Genomic DNA, 19202 nt, shown 5'->3' with positions numbered 1-19202 from the left:
CTATTCCCACCGCAGCCCGAGCATCGTGCAGCAACCCGCAGGCAGGACGAGCAAGACCATGATCGACGACAACCCCATGCAACTGCTGCGCGAGGATCTGCGCGATTTCGCCGGTTACAGTTCGGCGCGCAGCGAAAAACGCGCCGGGCGGGTCTGGCTGAACGCCAACGAGGCCGCCTGGCCCAGCGTCGCCGACGGCGAGGGCGCGGTGCGCCGCTATCCCGATCCGCAGCCGCAGCGCCTGCGCGAAGCACTGGCCGAGCTGTACGGCTGCGCGCCCGAGCAGTTGCTGGCCGGACGCGGCAGCGACGAAGCGATCGATCTGCTGGTGCGCGCGTTCTGCCGTCCCGGCGGCGACGCGATCGTGATCACCCCGCCGACCTTCGGCATGTACGCGGTCAATGCGCGCCTGCACGGCACCCGCACGGTCGAGGTCGCCTTGCGCGATACGCCGGCCGGTTTCGTCTGCGATTTCGCCGCGGTCGCGCAGGCCGCGGAAAGCGAGGGCGCCAAGCTGGTGTTCCTGTGTTCGCCGGGCAATCCTTCCGGCACGCTGTTGCCCTTGTCCGAAATCGAAGCGTTGGCCGAACGCCTGCGCGGGCGCGCCCTGGTCGTGGTCGACGAAGCCTATATCGAGTACGCCGACGGCGAATCGGCGACGAGCCTGCTCGCGCGCCGACGCAATATCGCGGTGCTGCGCACCTTGTCGAAAGCGCACGCGCTGGCGGCGGCGCGGATCGGCAGCGTGATCGCCGACGCCGGCCTGATCGCGGTGTTGCAACGCTGCCAGGCGCCGTATCCGCTGCCGACCCCGTGCGTGCAGCTGGCCCTGCGCGCCTTGGCCGAGGTACCGCGCAACACCACCAAGGCGCGGGTCACCACCGCGCGCAGCGAGCGCGAGAAATTGTTCGAAGCGCTGCGTGTATTGCCGGGGCTGCGCCAGGTCTATCCCTCGCAGGCCAACTTCCTGCTCGCGCGTTTCGAGGATGCGCAGGCCGCGTTCGACGGATTGCTGGACGCCGGCGTGGTGGTGCGCGATTTCCGCGCCGCGCCGCGGCTGGGCGACGCGTTGCGGATCAGCCTGGGCACGCCGGAACAGAACGCCGCGGTGATCGAGGTATTGACCCGGCTGGCGCGGGTGCGCGGAGTCGCAGCATGAGCGCGCTCACCCCGATTCTGTTCGTCGATCGCGACGGCACATTGATCGAGGAGCCGGCCGATTTCCAGATCGACAGCTTCGCCAAGCTGCGCTTCGTCGCCGGGGTGATCCCGGCGATGCTGAAGCTGCGCGACGCCGGCTATCAGTTCGTGATGGTCACCAATCAGGACGGCCTGGGCACCGATGCGTATCCGCGTTGGAGTTTCGACGGCCCGCATCAGTTGATGATGCAGGTGTTCGAAAGCCAGGGCATCGTATTCCGCGATGTGTTGATCGATACCAGTTTCCCGGCGGAAAACCTGCCTACGCGCAAGCCGGGCATCGGCCTGGCCCTGCCGCTGTTGAAGGATCGGAGTATCGATTGGGAACGCTCGGCGATGGTCGGCGATCGCGAGACCGACAACGGCTTCGCCGCCAACCTCGGCATTCGCGCGTTCCAGTTGCGCACGCCGCAGTTCGGCGGCGAGTGGGATTGGGCCGGGATCGCGCATGCCCTGGCCGATCGGCCGCGCACCGCGCGCGTGCAGCGCACTACCCGCGAGACCCGGATCGAGGTCGTGGTCGATCTGGACCGCGCCGGCGAGCCGCAGGTCCACACCGGGCTGGGGTTTTTCGATCACATGCTCGAGCAGATCGGCAAGCACGGCGGTTTCGCGCTGCAGCTGCGTTGCGAGGGCGATCTGCATATCGATGAGCACCACACCATCGAGGACAGCGCGCTGGCGCTGGGGCAGGCGTTGCGTGAGGCGCTGGGCGACAAGCGTGGGATCGGGCGGTATGGGTTTGATCCGCGGGTGGGCTTGGGTGATGAAACGGTAGAAGCAGGAGCGAAAAGCGAATCCCCCCTGGCCCCCCTTTTGCAAAGGGGGGAACCCGATCGGGTGGATTCGTCCGCAAGCGATTCATCCGCCCTGAATTCCGCCGCGGCGGTTTCATCCACGCAGGCTACGCACGACGAGGTTTCGTCGGCGCACGAATTCGTCCTGCCGATGGACGAAACCCTCGCGCGCGCCGCGCTGGATTTCTCCGGGCGTCCGTACTTCGTGTTCAACGGCAGTTTCGCGCGCGAACGGGTCGGCGACTTCCCGACCGAACTGGTGCCGCATTTCTTCCGCTCGCTGTGCGAAACCGCGGGCCTGAATCTGAATCTGAACGTGGAAGGTGATAACGATCACCACAAAATCGAGGCGTGTTTCAAATCGGTGGCGCGCGCACTGCGTCAGGCCATCGCCCGTCAAGGCCGGGAACTGCCGAGTACCAAAGGAGTTTTGTGATGACGGTTGTAGCTGTCATCGATTCGGGTGGGGGGAACATCGGCTCGGTGCGTTATGCACTGGAGCGGCTGGGTGCGCGTTCGATCCTGAGCGTGGACCCTGCAACGATCGCCTCCGCCGATCGCGTGATCCTGCCGGGCGTGGGCGCCGCCGCCCCCGCGATGGCGCGATTGCACGCGCTGGGACTGGTCGATCCGATCCGCCGCTTGCGGCAACCGTTGCTCGGGATCTGCCTGGGCATGCAGTTGCTGTACGAATCCTCGGAAGAAGGCGAGGTCGAATGCCTCGGACTTCTGCCGGGCCGGATCACCCGATTGCAACCAGCGCCAGGAGTACGTGTGCCTCATATGGGATGGAATCTCCTTCAGAAGCATGAATCGCAGGCCGGCAGCGAGCCGCTGCTGGCCGGCATCGGCGAACGCGATCACGCCTACTTCGTCCACAGCTACGCCGCGCCGCTGACCGAACACACCCTGGCCAGCGCCGTGCATGGCGCGCGCTTCACCGCCGTGGCGGGGCGCGGACGCTGTTTCGGCGCCCAGTTCCACCCCGAGCGCTCGGCCGCCGTCGGCTCGCGCCTGCTCGCCAATTTCCTGGCGCTGGAGGCGTGAACATGGGCAACAGCACGCTGTACCCCGCGATCGACGTTCGCGACGGCCGGGTCGTGCGCCTGCACCAGGGCGACTACACCCAGGAAACCCGCTACGAGACCGAACCGCTGGCGTTGGCCACGCGCTACGCCGAGGCCGGGGCCAAGTGGCTGCACCTGATCGACCTGGACGCCGCGCGTTACGGCGGCTACACCCTGGCGCCGCTGCTGCGCGCGATCACCACCTCCAGCTGGATGCGCGTGCAGACCGGCGGCGGCGTGCGCAGCGAGGCCGATGTCGAGGCGATCCTCGATGCCGGCGCCGACCGGGTCGTGGTCGGTTCGCTCGCGGTCAAGGACCCGGACCTGGTGATCGGCTGGCTCAAGCGTTTCGGCTCCGAGCGTATCACCATCGCCCTGGACGTGCGCCAGACCGCCGACGGCGCCTGGGAACTGCCGGTCGCCGGCTGGACCGAGGACAGCGGCGTGCGCCTGGAAACCCTGCTCGAACGCTACGCCCAGGCCGGCCTGCGCCATCTGCTGTGCACCGACGTCTCGCGCGACGGCACCATGACCGGGCCGAACCTCGATCTTTACCGGCATATCCATTCGATCGCCCCGGACGTGCAGTTGCAGGCCTCCGGCGGCATCCGCGACATCGCCGACATCGTCGCCGCCGACAGCGTGGGCTGCAGCGGCGCGGTGCTCGGCAAGGCGCTGATCGAAGGCCGTTTCCAATTGACCGATGCACTCAAACAGGTACGTCGATGTTGAATGCTGCAAACACTGACGCGGTCGGCGGCTCGCAGCTGAGCCGCCGGATCGTGCCGTGCCTGGACGTGCGCGACGGCCGGGTGGTGAAGGGCGTGCGTTTTCGCGATCACGTCGACATGGGCGACATCGTCGAACTGGCCTTGCGCTATCGCGACGACGGCGCCGACGAGCTGGTGTTCTACGACATCACCGCCAGCCCGCAGGGCCGCAGCGTCGACCGCGGCTGGGTCGAGCGGGTCTCGCGAGCGATCGACATTCCGTTCTGCGTGGCCGGCGGCATCCGTTCGGTGGACGATGCGCGCGGCGTGCTCAACGCCGGCGCCGACAAGATTTCGATCAATACCCCGGCGCTGGAACGGCCCGAGCTGATCGGCGAGATCGCCGCCGAGTTCGGCGTGCAATGCGTGGTGGTCGGCATCGACAGCCTGCGCGACCCCGACGGCGAATGGCGCGTGCGCCAGTACACCGGCGATCCTTCGCGCACCCAGGCCCTGGCCAAGCGCACCCTGGATTGGGTGGTCGAGGCGCAGCAACTCGGCGCCGGCGAAATCGTGCTCAATTGCATGGGCAGCGACGGCGTGCGCAGCGGCTACGACATCGAACAACTGCGCGCGGTGCGGGCGATCTGCGAGGTGCCGCTGGTGGCGTCCGGCGGCGCCGGCGCGATCGAGCATTTCGGCGCGGTGTTCCGCGACGCCGACGTCGACGCGGCGTTGGCGGCGAGCGTGTTCCACTCCGGCAGCATCCGCATTCCGGTCCTCAAGGCAGCCTTGCGAGAACACGGTGTCAGCGTCCGCGAACTCCACTGATCAGACCGTTCCTACGACGATCCCCGCGAGCGCGTCGTTGACGCCGCAGCAGATCGACGCCCTGGACTGGGACAAGCAGGACGGGCTGATCCCGGCCGTGGTCCAGGACGCGGCCTCGTTGCGCGTGCTGATGCTCGGCTACATGGATCGCGCCGCGCTGCGGGCGACCCTGGACAGCGGCCACGTCACCTTCTACAGCCGCAGCAAGCAGCGACTTTGGACCAAGGGCGAAACATCGGGGAATTTCTTGGACCTGGTATCGATCGAAACCGACTGCGACCGCGACACCTTGCTGGTCAGCGCGCAGCCGCACGGCCCGACCTGCCACCTCGGCCGCGACAGCTGTTTTCCCAGCGCGGCCGGCGTGTCTGAATCGTCTGACGCGTCCAACGACGCGCTGGCGTTCCTGGGCGAACTCGACGCGCTGATCGCGACGCGCGAACGTGAGCGGCCGCAGGGTAGCTACACCACCGCGCTGTTCGACAAGGGCGTGCGCTCGATTGCGCAGAAGGTCGGCGAAGAGGGCGTGGAAACCGCGCTGGCCGCGGTCGCCCAGGACGACGCGGCCCTGTGCGGCGAAGCCGCCGACCTGCTGTTCCACCTGCAGGTCCTGCTGCGCGCACGCGGCCTGTCGCTGAGCGACGCGGTCGCGGTGTTGCGCGAACGCCATGGCAAACCGCATCGGGGATCGCAGCCGGCGGGTTGACCCGTGCATTGGCGCCACGCCGCCGCTAGCCCCGTGGGCAAACTGTAGGAGCGGCGTAAGCCGCGACCGCGACACCGCGGCTACGACGCACCTCCCATCCGGGCGATCAAGGTTTCGCCGTAGCCGCCATTGCGCGGTCGCGACTCACGTCGCTCCTACAGCCTGAAACGTCAGATCGCGAAGAGAATGGGGCGCCCCCCGTAGGAGCGGCGTAAGCCGCGACCGCGAAACCGCAGTTATGACGCAACTCCTATCCGAGCGAAACAAGATTTTGTCGTTGTCGCTATGGCGCGGTCGCGACTCACGTCGCTCCTACAGTCTGAAACGTCAGATCGCGACGGCAATGGGGCGCCCCCTGTAGGAGCGGCGCAAGCCGCGACCGCGACACCGCATCCACGGCGGAACTCCCATGGACAACAACGCGCGCCGCCCGCCCACCTGTGCACACCCGTGCAAGCACGCGATACACACAGCCACCGCATAATGGCCCCGACCCACGGAGCCCGCCATGCGCCCATTCGCATCCGCCGCCTTGCTGCTGACCCTGATCGCCCCGGCCGTCGCGGCCCAGACCGCCGCGCCGTCCTGCGAGGGCAGGGTGTTCGAGGACCGCAACGGCAACGGCCGCCTCGATGCCGGCGAGCCGGGCCTGGCGAATCAACGCGTGTCCGACGGCGAACGCATCGTCACGACCGATGCGCAGGGCCGCTATCGCTTGCCGGCGGCCGACAAAACCAGTCAGTTCCTGATCAAGCCGGCCGGGTACACGACGCCGTCGCGGATCGACAGCGGCCTGCCGGATTACTGGCTCAACCTGCGCACCGCCGACGGCCTGGCGCGCGATACCGCGAAACTGAAATACGGCGGCATGCCGGAGGGTTCGACCACCTGCCGCGACTACCCGCTGGCGATCGACCGCAAACCGCGCGAGACCGATCTCGACGTATTGGTCTTCGCCGATCCGCAGACCAAGAGCGCGATGGATGTCGAGTACTACCGCCGCGACATCGTCGATCCCTTGCGCGCCGCAAGCCGCGGCAAGGGCATCGCCGACCTGGGCCTGAGCCTGGGCGACATCACCCACGACGACCTGTCGCTGTACGCGAAGCTCAACCAGGTGACCGCGCGCCTGGGCGTGCCGTGGCTGCATGCGCCCGGCAATCACGATCTCGACTTCGATGCCACCAGCGATCAGGACTCGCTACTGAGCTTTCGCCATGTCTACGGCCCCGACACCTTCGCCTGGGAAGAACCGCAGGCGAATTTCGTGGTGCTCGACGACGTGGTCTATCAGCCCGGCGGCAAGCCCGATTACATCGGCGGTCTGCGCGCCGATCAGTTCGCGTTTCTCGAGCGTTACTTGGCCGGCGCCGACAAGCGCCGGCTGCTGGTGCTGGCGATGCACATCCCGCTGTTCGACGCCGCGCCGGGGCGCGAAACCTTCCGCCACGCCGATCGCGATCGGCTGTTCGCGCTGCTGCGCGAGTTCCCGCACGTGCTGGTGCTGAGTGGACACAGCCACACGCAGCGCCATGTCCATCACGATGCCGCCGACGGCTGGCACGGTGCGACGCCCTTGCACGAATACAACGTAGGCGCGGCCTGCGGCGCGTTCTGGTCCGGGGTCAAGGACGCGCAGGGCCTGCCCGATAGCACCATGAGTGACGGCACGCCGAACGGCTACGCGCGCCTGTCGGTGCGGGCGAACGCCGAGTACGCGTTGAGCTGGCATCCGGCGCCGAGCGCGGGCAAGGCGCTGGAATCCAGCGCGGTCGCCAATCAATACCTGCGTTTGTACGCGCCGAAGACCCTGCGCCGCGGTTCGTATCCGATCCGCGGCATCTACGCCAATGTCTTCATGGGCGCCGACGACAGTCGGGTCGAGTACCGTTTGGACGACGGCGAATGGAAGCCGATGAAGCGGGTCGAACAGCCCGACCCGGCGCTGCTTGCCGAAAACGCGCGCGACGACGCCGCCGAGCGGTTGCGCGGCTACGATCGCGCCGCGATCGCCACGCCGACGCCGCATCTGTGGAACGCGCCGCTGCCGACCGATGCGGCCGCCGGCGAGCATGCGATCGAAGTGCGGGTGTTCGACCGCTGGCACGGCGAGCAGCGTCTGCGCAGCTCGTATCGGTTGCTGGAGGCCGCGCCGTGAGCGCGAAGCCAAAGGGCGGAGTAAGTGGGACCTCCAAGGGCGATGTGAGCGCGAAGGCCAAGAACGCTGTCACGCCATCGTCCATGAGAGGTAACAGCGCGACGCTCAAAGAAGTTATTAGCGCGAAGCCGAAGGGCGGTACCAGTGCGACACCCAAGGGCGCCGCGGACGATCTGCCGGTGATCGTGTTCGAAGACGCCGCCGCGTTCGAACGCTGGATACTCGCTCACCCCGAGGCCAAGGGCGTGTGGGCCAAGATCGCCAAGAAAGGCCAGGCCGTCGCCAGCATGAGCAACGATCAGGCGATCGAGGTGGCCTTGTGCACGGGCTGGATCGACGGCCAGCGCCGCGGTTTCGACGACTGCTATTTCCTGCAGCGCTACACGCCGCGCCGGCCGAAGGGGCTGTGGTCGAAGATCAACATCGGCAAGGTCGAGCGGCTGACCGCCGAAGGCCGCATGCGCGAGGGCGGCCTGCGCGAGGTCGCCGCGGCGCAGGCCGACGGTCGCTGGGACGCCGCTTACGACCCGGCCTCGACCGCGGAAATTCCCGAAGACTTGGCCGCGGCCCTGGCAGCGCGGCCCGAGGCGCGCGCGTTCTTCGAACAGATCGATCGCACCAATCGCTATGCGGTGCTGTGGCGGGTGATGACCGCGAAAACGCCCAAGACCCGCGCGGCGCGGATCGAGAAGCTGGTGGCGATGCTGGCGCGCGGGGAAAAGGTTCACGCTTGATCGATGGGGCAAGGGCTGAATGTCCTTGCCAGCGACTGGCGCGGTTTCGGGCTTGTCATGGATCCGCGGCGATCGGGCGGCCCTCACCCGCGCCTTTGGCGCGACCTCTCCCGCGAGCGGGAGAGGTGTTCTGATTTTGCCGATTATCGAAGCATCGAAGCATCGAAGCATTGAAGCATTGAAGCATTGAAGCATCGAAGCATCGAAGCATTGAAGCATTGAAGCATTGAAGCATCGAAGCATTGAAGCATCGAAGCATCGAAGCATCGAAGCATCGAGTTATGTCGTGGCAGAGGTTCCAATCCTGGCGCTTTCGACTCGGATATTGAGGCTTTCGAACCCACACGCGCACGGCGATCGCAAACAAAGCATCGGACCCGAAGCTTTTCCCCAAAGAGCCCCCGACGACGGAGCCGATCGGAATACCTCTCCCGCTAGCGGGAGAGGTCGCGCCGAAGGCGCGGGTGAGGGCCTCTGGCCGCAGCTCACGACCACAACCATACGAACACCCTCCACCAGGAATTGACGCAGGCTTTACGCCACCCGCGACCGCGCGAATAGCGCCTTTACGCCCCCGATTCCTACAGTGGCTTCCAGGCGCACCGCTCCGAGTGCGCAGTGAGTCCCGACGTGTCGATCCTGATTGTGCGCGGCCCCAATACCGATGCCGCCGTCGATTCGATGGTCCCCCCGCTGTCCGGCGAAGTGCGCGCCGCGCTGGTCGAACGCGCGGCCAGCGCCGGCAAGGCGATCTGCGTGCGCAGTTGCCGCAACGAAAACGAACTGGTCGAATGCCTGCGCGGCATGCGCGCGGCCAACACCGAACTGCTGTTGCTTGATCCGGGCGATTGCCTGCCCGCGAGCGCCAACCTGCGCGGCGCCCTGGCGCAATTGCCGGTGCCCTACATCGAGGTTCACGACGACGACATGAGCGCACCGGAGCCGTCGATCGCGCCGCATTGCGGCCAGCGCCTGCGTCGGGTGCACGGCTACTCCGCGCAGAGCTACACCCTGGCCCTGGCGATCGCGCTGGAGCACCTGGGCTGCGCCGACAGCGGCAACGACGTCCACGTCGGCACCTGAGCCGCGGCCGCAGCATGAGCGCGCATTATTTTTACTTCGCCGACTACGAAATCCTGGTCGGCGGCCGGTTCATCGTGTGGGGGCAGACCACGCTCGACTACGCGCCGGCCGAGACCGGCGCATTCGATCCGGCCGAACTGTTGAACCTGATCCGCCAGCGCGCCGCGAACGAGCACGGGGTGGAGCGCGATGAAGTGCGGGTGCGGAATTTGAGCCGGTTGTAGCGTTGGCTGTTGGTCGATGGGCGGTTGCGGGTTGCGTTGCCCGCTTGAGTTTGCGCCGTTGTTGAAATGACGCGGTCGCGGCTCGCGCCGCTCCTACATGGCCTACCTGTAGGAGCGGCGCGAGCCGCGACCGCGAAATTTCAAACGTCGGTGAGCGTCGCTCAAACCGAGTGAATCAAACCACGACCTGATCGAACCCCGTCACCCGCACATGCCCATGGGTGGCTTCGCCTTCGCGCGGCTGCGGATAATCGTCGAGACGATCCACCAGCACCGTGCCGACGCCGGCGTCGCGCGCGGCATCGAGTTCCTCGACCACGTCCGACAGGAACACGATCTCGTCCGCCGGCAGGCCGATCGCTTCGACGATGCGCGCGTAACTCGCCGCCTCACGCTTGCCGCCGACTTCGGTGTCGAACCAACCCGAGAACAGCTCGGTCAGATCGCCGGCATCGCTGTGGCCGAACAGCAGCCGCTGCGCCGGCACGCTGCCGGAGGAATACACGTACAGCTTCAGGCCGGCGTCCTTCCACTGGCGCAGCGCGGGCGCCGCGTCGGGGTACATGTGCGAGGTGAAGTCCGCGCTCTTGTAGCCGTCGGCCCAGATCATGCCCTGCAGCGCCTTGAGCGCGGTGTGCTTGCGGTCTTCGTCGATCCAGCCCTGCAGCACCTCGACGATGACCGAGTCCTGGCAGGCGCCGCCGTTCTCCAGCGCGACCGTGTCCAGCCACTTGCGCACCGCCGGCTCGCGTCCGCGCGCGGCGACGAAACCGGGCAGAGCGCGGCGCGCGTACGGGAACAGCACGTCCTTGACGAAGGAAATCGAGCTGGTGGTGCCTTCGATGTCGGTGAGGATGGCGCGGATGGGCATGGGGTCGGGGGACGAGTCGAGGCGGGGACGCCGATTGTCGCCTTTGCGGCGGCGCTCAGGCAAAAAATCGCGCCGGACGACGGCGGACAGGGTTCACGCCATGGCGGCGGCGACGTTGTTGTAGATAAGCGGGCCATTCCGGTCCGATCGGACCATTCGCATGACCCTCGAAGCGCTCGTTCTCATCGCCGACACCCCGGAAAACCACTCCATCAACGAAAACGACGCGATCGAACTGATCGGCAAATACGGGATCGCGCCGGGCAGGGTGCTGATCAAGATCCCGACCGACGACATCATTCCCGAGTTGAAGCTGCACCTGCGCATGAACCGCGACGTGGCGGTCTGGCAACTCAACGATGTGACCAAGCTGCGGCGCTTCGACCCGCTGGTGCTGGCCGACGTGGTCGAGCTCAGACGCCTGGGCGACTGAGCTCAAGCGGCTATCCGGCGCGAGCCAGGCGGCTCAGCCCGCCTGGCCCTTCTCGTAGCGCGGAAATTGCTGGGCGATGTCGGTGCCGGTGAAATGGCCGACCCAGCCGTCCGGCTCGGTGAAGAAACGGATCGCCACGAAGCTCGGTTCCGGGCCCATGTCGAACCAGTGCAGGGTGCTGTCGGGCACTGAGATCAGGTCGCCTTGTTCGCACTTGATCTCGTACACGTTCGGCTCGACGTGCAGGGTGAACAGGCCGGAGCCGGCGACGAAGAAACGCACTTCGTCTTCCTTGTGGTAATGCTCGTCGAGGAACTTGCCGCGCATGGTCTCGCGCTGCGGGTTGTCCGGGGCGATGCTGACCACGTCGACGGTCTTGAAGCCACGCTCGGCGATCAGACGGTCGATGTCGGCGCGGTAGGCGGCCATGATCGTTTCGGAACTGTCGCCAGGCTTCACTGGCTGCGCGGCCTGCCATTGTTCGAAGCCCACGCCGATCTTGGCCAGTTCGCTGGCGATTTCGGCCTGGTCGGAGGTGGTCAGCCGCGGCGTGTCGGTCTGGTCTTCGGCGAAAATGCGCAGACGGCTCATCGCTGCAGTCTCCTGAGTTCGAGTTCGCATCCGAGCAGGAATTCGAACGCCTCCAGATGGCGTCGCGCTTCGGCCATGTCGCGGCCCCAGGCGTACAGGCCATGGCCATCGATCAGATAGCCCCACATCGGCTGCCGGTCGAGGGTGGCGTCGACCTGGGCGGCCAGGGTCGGCATGTCCTGGGTGTTGGGATAGACCGGCAACTCCAGCGCCATTTCGTGGGTGGTGTTGCCGCTGAAGGCTTTCAACAGCTCGTAGCCTTCCAGATGCACGTGGCCGCGGCCGGCGTACAGGCGCGAGGCGACGGTCTGGGTCTGCGAATGGGTGTGCAGGACGCAGCCGACCTGCGGGTAGCGCTTGTACAACTGGGTATGCAGCAAGGTCTCGGCCGAGGGCCGGTGGCTGGTCGCGACCGGCGTGCCGTCGAGGTCGACGACCATGATGTCGGCCTCGGTCAGGCGGCCTTTGTCGCGGCCGGACACGGTGATCGCGACATGGCCGGCGTCGATCCGGGTCGAGAAATTGCTGCTCGTGGCCGGGGTCCAGCCGCGCTGCGCGAGTTCGCGCACGTTGACGATGATTTCCCCGGCGCAGTGCGACAGGCGTTGCGGGTCGTAGGGCAGGGCGCTGTTCATGGGGGCGAGTTTAGCGCCCCGGTGTGTCGCTTGGCAGCCGGGATTGGGGATTGGGGATTCGGGATTGGCAAGCAGCGGCTGGCCGGTGCCCCGTTTATCCCCGAATCCCTAATCCCGAATCACGAATCCCGGCTCTTCCGCAGATTGCTATGCCGCACGCTGTAAGCGAAATAGATCGCAAAACCGACCGCCGTCCACACGCCCATCAGCATCCAGTTGTGCGCGGTCATGGTCGACAGCAGGATCAGGCAGCTGACGATGCCGGCCAGGCAGACCGGCCACACGAAGGGGATCCGGAACGGGCGCGGCAGGTCGGGTTGGGTGCGGCGCAGGATCAGCACGCCCAGGCAGACCGTGGCGAACGCGATCAGGGTGCCCATCGAGGTCATGTCGCCGAGGATGTCGAGGGGGAACAGCGCCGCCAGCAGAGCGATGCCCACGCCGGTGATCACGGTGTTGATGTGCGGGGTGCGGTACTTGGGGTGGATCTTGGTGAACACCGGCGGCAGCAGGCCGTCGCGCGCCATGATCATGAAGATGCGCGGCTGGCCGATGATCATCACCAGCACCACCGACGACAAGCCGACCAATGCGCCGATCTCGACCACCAGGCGCAGCCAGCCCAGCGCCGGATGCGCGGCGATCGCGGTCACTACCGGCTCATCGGTGCCCAGGGTGGTGTACGGCGCCAGCCCGGTCATGACCGCGGCCATGCCGATGTAGAGCACGGTGCAGATCGCCAGCGAGGCGAGCATGCCGATCGGCATGTCCTTCTGCGGCTTGTGCGATTCCTGCGCCGCCACCGATACCGCCTCGAAGCCGATGTAGGCGAAGAACACCATCGAGGCGCCGCGCAGGACGCCTTCCCAGCCGTACTTGCCCGGGCCTTGCGATTCGGGGATGAAGGGCGTCCACAGTTCGGGATTGACGTACTTCCAGCCGACCGCGATCACCAGCACGATCAGGCCCGATTTCAGGATCACCATCGCCATGTTCATGGCCGAGGACTTGCGGATGCCGACGTAACACAGCCAAGTCAGCAGCAACACGATCGCGGCGGCCGGCAGGTTGGCGATCGCGCCGGTCGGACGCAGTTTGGCGTCCAGCGGCGCCTGCACCAGCGCCGCCGGCAGGGTTATGTCGAAATGTTCCAGCAAACTCAGGAAATACCCGGTCCAGCTGACCGCGACCGCCGACGCCGACACGCCGTATTCCAATATCAACATCCAGCCGATGAACCAGGCCGCCAGCTCGCCGAGGGTCGCGTAGGTGTAGGTGTAGGCGCTGCCCGAGACCGGCACCATCGCCGCGAACTCGGCATAGGCCAGCGCGCAGAACGTGCAACAGATCGCGGCCAGAATGAACGACAGCATGATCGCCGGGCCGGCGTGCTCGGCCGCGGCCTTGCCGGTGATCACGAAGATGCCGCCGCCGATCACCGCGCCGATGCCCAGCGCGGTCAGGCCCCACGGGCCGAGCGTGCGGTGCAGGCTCAGGCCCTCGGCCTCGGTATGCGCCGCGTGCGGGTGTTTGGTCGCCCAGAGTTGTCCCAGCATGTGTTTCTTCCTGGTGCTGCTTACGGCCGTGCGGCGACCTTCCGCTCGTCATTCCCGCGAATGCGGGAATCCAGGGCCTTTCATGCGGGACGCTTTGAAGTCGAGCGATCCCCGCGTTCGCGAGGATGACGATCAAACGCCGCCGGGCCTGGTGACTCGAATCCGATCGCCGATGCGATGCGCGTTACATGAAATGGAAAAAGGCCGGCGGAAAACCCCGCCGGCCTTGAGGACTTGCGCGCCGCTCAGGCCGCGTTGGCGGCCTTGCGCAGCTTGCTGTTGCGGTAGCCGTAGCCGAAGTAGATGAGCATGCCGATCACGGTCCAGCCGGTCATCAGGTGCCAATGCTCGGAGAACGGCTTCCAGAACAGGTACAGGCAGGCGATCGCGCCGAGCGGACACACCAGCACGGCCAGCGGCACCCGGAACGGACGCGGCAGGTCCGGGCGGGTGCTGCGCAGGATCAGCACGCCGATGCAGACGGTGGCGAAGGCGAGCAGGGTGCCCATCGACACCAGTTCGCCGAGCAGGCCGATCGGCAGGAAGCCGGCCAGCAGCGCGGCGAAGATGCCGACGATGATGGTGCCGATGTACGGGGTCTGGAACTTCGGATGGACCTTGGCGAAGAACTTCGGCAGCAGGCCGTCCTTCGACATCGAGTAGAAGATGCGCGGCTGGCCCATCAGCATGACCAGGATCACCGAGCTCAGGCCGGCGATCGCGCCGATCTCGACCGCGAACTTCAGCCAGCCCAGCGCCGGGAACGCTTCCAGCGCGGTCGCGACCGGCTTGGGCGTGCTCAGCATGTGGTACGGCACCAGGCCGGTCAGCACGCCGGCGACGATGATGTAGATGATGGTGCAGATCACCAGCGAGCCGAGGATGCCGATCGGCATGTCGCGCTGCGGGTTCTTGGCCTCGCCGGCGGCGGTGGAGACCGCGTCGAAGCCGATGTAGGCGAAGAACACCACCGAGGCGCCGCGGATGATGCCGTCGAAGCCGTACTTGCCCGGACCCTGACTTTCCGGGATGAACGGCACCCAGTTGTCCGGGTTGATGTACTTGGCGGCGAAGGCCACGAACAGGGTGATCACCACGACCTTGATCGCGACGATGATCGAGTTGACGAACGCCGACTGGGTGATGCCGACGTAGCACAGGCCGCTGATCGCCGCGATGATCGCCACCGCCGGCAGATTGATCAGGCCGCCGGTGTAGACGATGCTGCCGTCGACCACGTTCAGCGGCGCGGCCGCGAGCGAGGCGGGCAGGCCCATGCCGAAGGTGGTGAGCAGACTGTTGAGATAGCCCGACCAGCCGACCGCGACGGTCGAGGCGGCGAACAGATACTCCAGCACCAGGTTCCAGCCGATGAACCAGGCGACGAACTCGCCCAGGGTGGCGTAGGAATACGAATAGGCGCTGCCGGAGACCGGCATCATCGCCGAGAACTCGGCGTAGCACAGGCCGGCCAGCGCGCAGGCGATGCCGGCGACGACGAAGCTCAGCACGATCGCCGGGCCGGCATGCTCGGCCGCGGCATGACCGGACAGGACGAAGATACCGGCGCCGATCACCGCGCCGATGCCGAGCATCACCAGTTGAGTCGCGGTCAACGATCGTTTGAGCGTCGCCTCGCCTTCCAGGCCGCCCTCCACGGGTTCGCCGGCGTCCACGTGGCCGGCTGGCGCCACGGGTTTGGTGATGAACAGGCCTCTCGACATCGAACTCCCCTCTCTCTCGTAAGAAGTGATCTACGTGCCCGCCGTTCTGATGACGACGATGACCGACCCCGGAGCGGGGCGGCGGGCCACCTTAACCCAGGGTGGAAATCACCGGCAAGCTCACATCGTCATGGTTCTTGCCGCCATAATCGCGCCCCACACCGCCAGCCACACTGCAGTTTGCACATGCCAGCGAAACATTCCGACGCCATCGGCGAACTTCGTTCCAATCTCATCGAATATGCGCGACGTTGGCCGGCGGAGGCGGAACATACGCAGCCGTTTCTGGACTTGCTCGACGAGGCCGCGCGTGCCGCCGAGGGCGTGCCTGGCACGATCGACCGCGCCGATGACGCAGCGCAGCACGACGCGGCGCCGCCGGCCGACCCGTTTCTGCGCGAGCGCCTGGCCGGCCATTTCACCGGCGGCGCCTGGCTGATCGATCGCGCCGGCCGGCGGGTATTGCTGACCCACCACCGCAAACTCGGCCGCTGGCTGCAACTGGGCGGCCATGCCGACGGCGACCGCGATCTGGCCCAGGTGGCGCTGCGCGAAGCCGAGGAAGAATCCGGCCTGACCGGGCTGTCGGTGGATCCGGAGCTGTTCGACGTGGACCGTCACTGGATCCCCGAGCGCCGCGACGTGCCCGGTCACTGGCATTACGACCTGCGTTACGTGGTGCGCGCAGGCGACAACGAGGACTACGTGATCAGCGAGGAATCGCTGGATCTGGCCTGGCGCGAGATTTCCGAATTGCTCGACGATCCGGGCAGCGATGAGTCGATGCGGCGGATGGCGGGGAAGTGGTTGGCGCGTGGTGGTTCGGGCGGCTGAGCCGGCGGGATGGTTGTCGCGTGAGTACGCCACGCGCGCGCCGTCGTGGCGGTTGCGGGCCCTGTAGGAGCGACGCGAGTCGCGACCGCGGCATGTCGGCCACGTCGAAACTCGCGCCGTAGTTGTATTTTCGCGGTCGCGGCTTGCGCCGCTCCTACAGGTAGGCACGCGGCTTTTGCTCGGGCTTGAAGCCGCGCAGTTCATCCAGCGCTGCGATGCCACGGACTCGCGTTAACAACAGCGCACCCGTGGGGCGGCGCACATCCCTGTGCGCCGCCCCACGGGTGTTCTTTTGCTAACGCTAATCAGCGACTTCTCGGTGCTGGGTGAACTGCGCGACATCAGACTCAAGCAAAAGCTAAATGGCGCCCTTCGGTAATCGAAAGCCGACCTCAGGCGAGAGCCACATGGCCTCCCTGTAGGAGCGGCGCAAGCCGCGACCGCGAAACCACAACTACGGCGCAGGTTCCGACGTGGTCGAAATGCCGCGGTCGCGACTCACGTCGCTCCTACAAGAGCTGCAACGTCGCCACTTTGCCTCTTGGTGCGCGGCGCCCTTCGGGAATCGAAACCCGATCTCAGACTAGAGCCACATGGCCACCCTGTAGGAGCGGCGTAAGCCGCGACCGCGAAACCACAACTGCGGCGCAGGTTTCGACGTGATCGACATGCCGCGGTCGCGACTTACGTCGCTCCTACAGGGACTGTGATGTCGCTACGTCTTCTCGTGCTTCAACGACAACGCGCGGCGTCTACCTCGATCGATGACCGATCGAATTCAAGCCCCGATCGCCGGATCGCTGAAGCTCGCCGCGCCGTTTTCCGCGTGCCCGGCGAAACGCCGCAGGTAACCGGTATCGGTGTCGGAAGTGATGCTCAGGTCGTACCAGTGCTGACTCGCGGCGAGTGGCCAGTGGTCGCTGAGCCGCGCGCCGGGCGCCAGCGCGTACTGACGCGCGGCGGCGGTGCTGTAGCGGTTGGGTTTCAGGGTCAGGCGGCACGCGGCCTTGCCGGTGTTGACGAAGTTCAGGACCAGGCGCTCGCCAGCGGCATCGTGACGCATCGAGATTTCCGGATTGGCGCCGGTCGCGCTCAGCGCCTTGTTGAGATCGCCGCGGAACGCGCGCAGGAACCCGTTCGGCCCGAACGCGGACAGGTCGTAGACGCCGCCGCTGTATTGCCGGGCGCTCCAGTAATCCGACAGTTGGGTGCCGGCGTCGAGCGTGTAATACCACGGCCCGTCGCTGCGATTGCCGGCGTAGACGTTGTAGCAGGCGCCGGCGATGCCGTCGTTGCCGAAGTCCAGCCAGTAGCGCCCGCTCGAAGCCTCGATACGACCGTCCACGCGCAGCTCGTACGGCAGCGCGCGCGCCGGGCGCTGGCCGCGCTCCTGGCGCGGCATGCGCGGCTGCGCCGGCGCGCTGGGCTTGGCGAGTTTGCAGCTGGCATCGGCGTTGGCCATGCTCGATGCGGTGTCCGGCAGCGTCGGCCACGCCGCGTTGGGATTGGCGAAGTCGAACGCGGTGCTCAGATCGCCGGCCACGGTGCGGCGCCAGGCGCTGATGTTGGGCTCGGCGATGCCGAAGCGCGCTTCCAGGAAACGCAGCACCGAGGTGTGATCGAACACCTGCGAATTGACCCAGCCGCCCTTGCTCCACGGCGAAATCACGAACATCGGCACGCGCACGCCCAGGCCGACCGGGATGCCGTTGTAGTTCTCGGTGGCGGTGTCGACCGTGCTCTTGCCCAGGTTGGCGTTGATCGCCGGCAACGGCGGCGGCAGGTGATCGAAGAAGCCGCCGTTCTCGTCGTAGTTGATGATGAACACGGTCTTCGACCACACCTCGGGATTGGCCACCAGCGCTTCCAGCAAGCGCGCGGTCAGCGATTCGCCGTAGGCCGGCGTGGCCTCGGGGTGCTCGCTCATGATGTACGAGGGCACGATCCACGACACCGCGGGCAGGGTGCCTTCGCGCACGTCCTTGGCGAACTCGGCGATCAGGTGCTCGCCGCGCGAGGTCTTGGCGTTGGCTTCGTTGGAGCCCGGGACGATGGCCCGCCCGCGCTTGTACAGCTGCGAATTCGTATCGAGCTTGCGGAAGTTGGCGAAGTAGGCCAGCGAGTTGTCGCCGTAGTTGTCGTGTTCCTGGTACACCCGCCAGGCGATGCCGGCGTTCTGCAGGCGTTCGGCGTAGGTGGTCCATTTGTGCCCGACGAAGGTCGGCTTGTCGCGCGCCATGTCGCCGGTCCAGTTGCCGTCGTCGGCGTTGTTGACCGCCTGCGGCCCCAGATCGCCGACGGTCATGCCGCTGGTGCCGGCGAACAGATGCATGCGATTGGGATTGGTCGGGCCGTGGTGCGAACAGTAGTACGCGTCGCACACGGTGAACGCGTCGGCCAATGCGTAATAGAACGGCATGTCCTCGCGGGTGAAGTGGCCCATGCACATCGGGCCCTTGACCGAGATCCAGGCGTTGTAGTCCTTCCAGCGCGAATACGCGCCTTTCCAGCTGTGGTCGATGTCGGCCAGGCAGTGCGCGGCGGTGCTCGCGGTGTCCAGGTGGAACGGCAGCACCACGTTGTTCGGGTTGGTCGCGGTCTTGGGTTGTTCCCACACGGTCTTGCCGCCGGGCAGCGGGATCGGCCGCGGGTCGTCGAAGCCGCGCACGCCGCGCAAGGCGCCCAGGTAATGATCGAAGGAGCGGTTTTCCTGCATCAGGATCACCACGTGCTGCACGTCCTGGATGGTGCCGGTCACGCGCGCGGCCGGCGTGGCCAGGGCGGCGCGGATCGAGGGCGGAAGCAGGCTCAGCGCGGCGGCGCCGCCGGCGAGTTTGAGGAAGTCGCGACGATTCGAGGAAACCAAGGCCTTGCTCCGAAGCTGGGCGGGCACGGCATCCTGCCGTCGGGAAGCGCATCAGCGTGCGGATCGCAGGTTGCAGGATCATGGCATTGCGGTGAGCGTTGCCAGTCACGCTTTGGAAATTGCGACCTGCGTTGGCGGAGCGATTCGGCGGGATGATCGCCGCGGCGTTGCATTGCGCGTGT

The 19202-nt window shown here is 66.6% G+C and carries 18 protein-coding genes; 12 read left to right on the top strand and 6 right to left on the bottom strand.

Annotated elements, in window-relative coordinates:
- The first annotated feature begins 58 nt into the window (after positions 1-58).
- From hisC to AC3A4T_RS00380, 10 genes are all read left to right on the top strand, one after another.
- The gene (gene hisC, locus AC3A4T_RS00425) at positions 59-1159 is read left to right on the top strand and encodes a histidinol-phosphate transaminase (RefSeq protein WP_487673594.1); all 1101 of its coding nucleotides are present in this window, start codon (positions 59-61) and stop codon (positions 1157-1159) included.
- Positions 1156-2433, top strand: coding sequence for a histidinol-phosphatase (gene hisB, locus AC3A4T_RS00420; RefSeq protein ID WP_487673593.1), 1278 nt, complete (start codon positions 1156-1158; stop codon positions 2431-2433). The genes hisC and hisB overlap by 4 nt, the downstream gene beginning before the upstream one ends.
- On the top strand, positions 2433-3044 hold the full coding sequence (gene hisH / locus AC3A4T_RS00415) for an imidazole glycerol phosphate synthase subunit HisH (RefSeq protein ID WP_036102629.1): 612 nt from the start codon (positions 2433-2435) through the stop codon (positions 3042-3044). Before hisB ends, hisH begins: the two co-directional genes overlap by 1 nt.
- Before the next feature lie 2 nt (positions 3045-3046).
- The gene (gene hisA / locus AC3A4T_RS00410) at positions 3047-3796 is read left to right on the top strand and encodes a 1-(5-phosphoribosyl)-5-[(5-phosphoribosylamino)methylideneamino]imidazole-4-carboxamide isomerase (protein WP_487673592.1); all 750 of its coding nucleotides are present in this window, start codon (positions 3047-3049) and stop codon (positions 3794-3796) included.
- Complete coding sequence (gene hisF, locus AC3A4T_RS00405; RefSeq protein WP_487673591.1) at positions 3790-4605, top strand: imidazole glycerol phosphate synthase subunit HisF; 816 nt, start codon at positions 3790-3792, stop codon at positions 4603-4605. Before hisA ends, hisF begins: the two co-directional genes overlap by 7 nt.
- A 37-nt stretch (positions 4606-4642) precedes the next feature.
- Entirely contained in the window at positions 4643-5311 is a 669-nt protein-coding gene (gene hisIE / locus AC3A4T_RS00400; protein ID WP_487673590.1) for a bifunctional phosphoribosyl-AMP cyclohydrolase/phosphoribosyl-ATP diphosphatase HisIE, read from the top strand.
- A gap of 508 nt (positions 5312-5819) precedes the next feature.
- The gene (locus tag AC3A4T_RS00395; RefSeq protein WP_487673589.1) at positions 5820-7469 is read left to right on the top strand and encodes a calcineurin-like phosphoesterase C-terminal domain-containing protein; all 1650 of its coding nucleotides are present in this window, start codon (positions 5820-5822) and stop codon (positions 7467-7469) included.
- Between the two features lie 83 nt (positions 7470-7552).
- Positions 7553-8203: a YdeI/OmpD-associated family protein gene (locus AC3A4T_RS00390; protein WP_487673588.1), complete on the top strand. Its 651-nt coding sequence runs from the start codon at positions 7553-7555 to the stop codon at positions 8201-8203.
- Between the two features lie 630 nt (positions 8204-8833).
- On the top strand, positions 8834-9286 hold the full coding sequence (locus AC3A4T_RS00385; RefSeq protein WP_487673587.1) for a type II 3-dehydroquinate dehydratase: 453 nt from the start codon (positions 8834-8836) through the stop codon (positions 9284-9286).
- Positions 9287-9300: 14 nt separating this feature from the next.
- Positions 9301-9510, top strand: coding sequence for a hypothetical protein (locus AC3A4T_RS00380; RefSeq protein WP_056111953.1), 210 nt, complete (start codon positions 9301-9303; stop codon positions 9508-9510).
- Positions 9511-9685: 175 nt separating this feature from the next.
- Here AC3A4T_RS00380 and mtnC read toward each other — a convergent pair whose 3' ends face one another.
- On the bottom strand, positions 9686-10381 hold the full coding sequence (gene mtnC, locus AC3A4T_RS00375) for an acireductone synthase (protein ID WP_487673586.1): 696 nt from the start codon (positions 10379-10381) through the stop codon (positions 9686-9688).
- Between the two features lie 160 nt (positions 10382-10541).
- Between mtnC and AC3A4T_RS00370 the strand changes: the two genes are divergently transcribed.
- Positions 10542-10814, top strand: a complete 273-nt coding sequence (locus AC3A4T_RS00370; protein WP_487673585.1) for a hypothetical protein — start codon at positions 10542-10544, stop codon at positions 10812-10814.
- 33 nt (positions 10815-10847) lie between these two features.
- Here AC3A4T_RS00370 and AC3A4T_RS00365 read toward each other — a convergent pair whose 3' ends face one another.
- From AC3A4T_RS00365 to AC3A4T_RS00350, 4 genes are all read right to left on the bottom strand, one after another.
- On the bottom strand, positions 10848-11405 hold the full coding sequence (locus AC3A4T_RS00365; RefSeq protein ID WP_487673584.1) for a 1,2-dihydroxy-3-keto-5-methylthiopentene dioxygenase: 558 nt from the start codon (positions 11403-11405) through the stop codon (positions 10848-10850).
- On the bottom strand, positions 11402-12040 hold the full coding sequence (locus AC3A4T_RS00360) for a methylthioribulose 1-phosphate dehydratase (RefSeq protein ID WP_487673583.1): 639 nt from the start codon (positions 12038-12040) through the stop codon (positions 11402-11404). The genes AC3A4T_RS00365 and AC3A4T_RS00360 overlap by 4 nt, the downstream gene beginning before the upstream one ends.
- Positions 12041-12159: 119 nt before the next feature.
- Complete coding sequence (locus tag AC3A4T_RS00355) at positions 12160-13596, bottom strand: amino acid permease (protein WP_487673582.1); 1437 nt, start codon at positions 13594-13596, stop codon at positions 12160-12162.
- 245 nt (positions 13597-13841) lie between these two features.
- Positions 13842-15320, bottom strand: coding sequence for an amino acid permease (locus AC3A4T_RS00350; RefSeq protein WP_487673581.1), 1479 nt, complete (start codon positions 15318-15320; stop codon positions 13842-13844).
- Positions 15321-15506: 186 nt separating this feature from the next.
- Between AC3A4T_RS00350 and AC3A4T_RS00345 the strand changes: the two genes are divergently transcribed.
- A complete protein-coding gene (locus AC3A4T_RS00345; RefSeq protein ID WP_487673580.1) occupies positions 15507-16154 on the top strand; it encodes an NUDIX hydrolase in 648 nt (215 codons plus the stop codon).
- 778 nt (positions 16155-16932) lie between these two features.
- Here the strand turns inward: AC3A4T_RS00345 and AC3A4T_RS00340 are convergent.
- The gene (locus tag AC3A4T_RS00340) at positions 16933-19020 is read right to left on the bottom strand and encodes a phosphocholine-specific phospholipase C (RefSeq protein ID WP_487673579.1); all 2088 of its coding nucleotides are present in this window, start codon (positions 19018-19020) and stop codon (positions 16933-16935) included.
- Between the last annotated feature and the right edge of the window lie 182 nt (positions 19021-19202).

This window comes from Lysobacter sp. Soil_N_51 (assembly GCF_057655755.1).
Note: the sequence above shows the minus strand (reverse complement) of the source record. Positions and strands in the feature narration are given on the sequence as shown.

Coding starts and splice junctions, on each gene's coding strand:
- hisC (WP_487673594.1), top strand. CDS start 59: ATGATCGACGACAACCCCATGCAACTGCTGCGCGAGGATCTGCGCGAT.
- hisB (WP_487673593.1), top strand. CDS start 1,156: ATGAGCGCGCTCACCCCGATTCTGTTCGTCGATCGCGACGGCACATTG.
- hisH (WP_036102629.1), top strand. CDS start 2,433: ATGACGGTTGTAGCTGTCATCGATTCGGGTGGGGGGAACATCGGCTCG.
- hisA (WP_487673592.1), top strand. CDS start 3,047: ATGGGCAACAGCACGCTGTACCCCGCGATCGACGTTCGCGACGGCCGG.
- hisF (WP_487673591.1), top strand. CDS start 3,790: ATGTTGAATGCTGCAAACACTGACGCGGTCGGCGGCTCGCAGCTGAGC.
- AC3A4T_RS00395 (WP_487673589.1), top strand. CDS start 5,820: ATGCGCCCATTCGCATCCGCCGCCTTGCTGCTGACCCTGATCGCCCCG.
- AC3A4T_RS00390 (WP_487673588.1), top strand. CDS start 7,553: ATGAGAGGTAACAGCGCGACGCTCAAAGAAGTTATTAGCGCGAAGCCG.
- AC3A4T_RS00380 (WP_056111953.1), top strand. CDS start 9,301: ATGAGCGCGCATTATTTTTACTTCGCCGACTACGAAATCCTGGTCGGC.
- mtnC (WP_487673586.1), bottom strand. CDS start 10,381: ATGCCCATCCGCGCCATCCTCACCGACATCGAAGGCACCACCAGCTCG.
- AC3A4T_RS00370 (WP_487673585.1), top strand. CDS start 10,542: ATGACCCTCGAAGCGCTCGTTCTCATCGCCGACACCCCGGAAAACCAC.
- AC3A4T_RS00365 (WP_487673584.1), bottom strand. CDS start 11,405: ATGAGCCGTCTGCGCATTTTCGCCGAAGACCAGACCGACACGCCGCGG.
- AC3A4T_RS00360 (WP_487673583.1), bottom strand. CDS start 12,040: ATGAACAGCGCCCTGCCCTACGACCCGCAACGCCTGTCGCACTGCGCC.
- AC3A4T_RS00355 (WP_487673582.1), bottom strand. CDS start 13,596: ATGCTGGGACAACTCTGGGCGACCAAACACCCGCACGCGGCGCATACC.
- AC3A4T_RS00350 (WP_487673581.1), bottom strand. CDS start 15,320: ATGTCGAGAGGCCTGTTCATCACCAAACCCGTGGCGCCAGCCGGCCAC.
- AC3A4T_RS00345 (WP_487673580.1), top strand. CDS start 15,507: ATGCCAGCGAAACATTCCGACGCCATCGGCGAACTTCGTTCCAATCTC.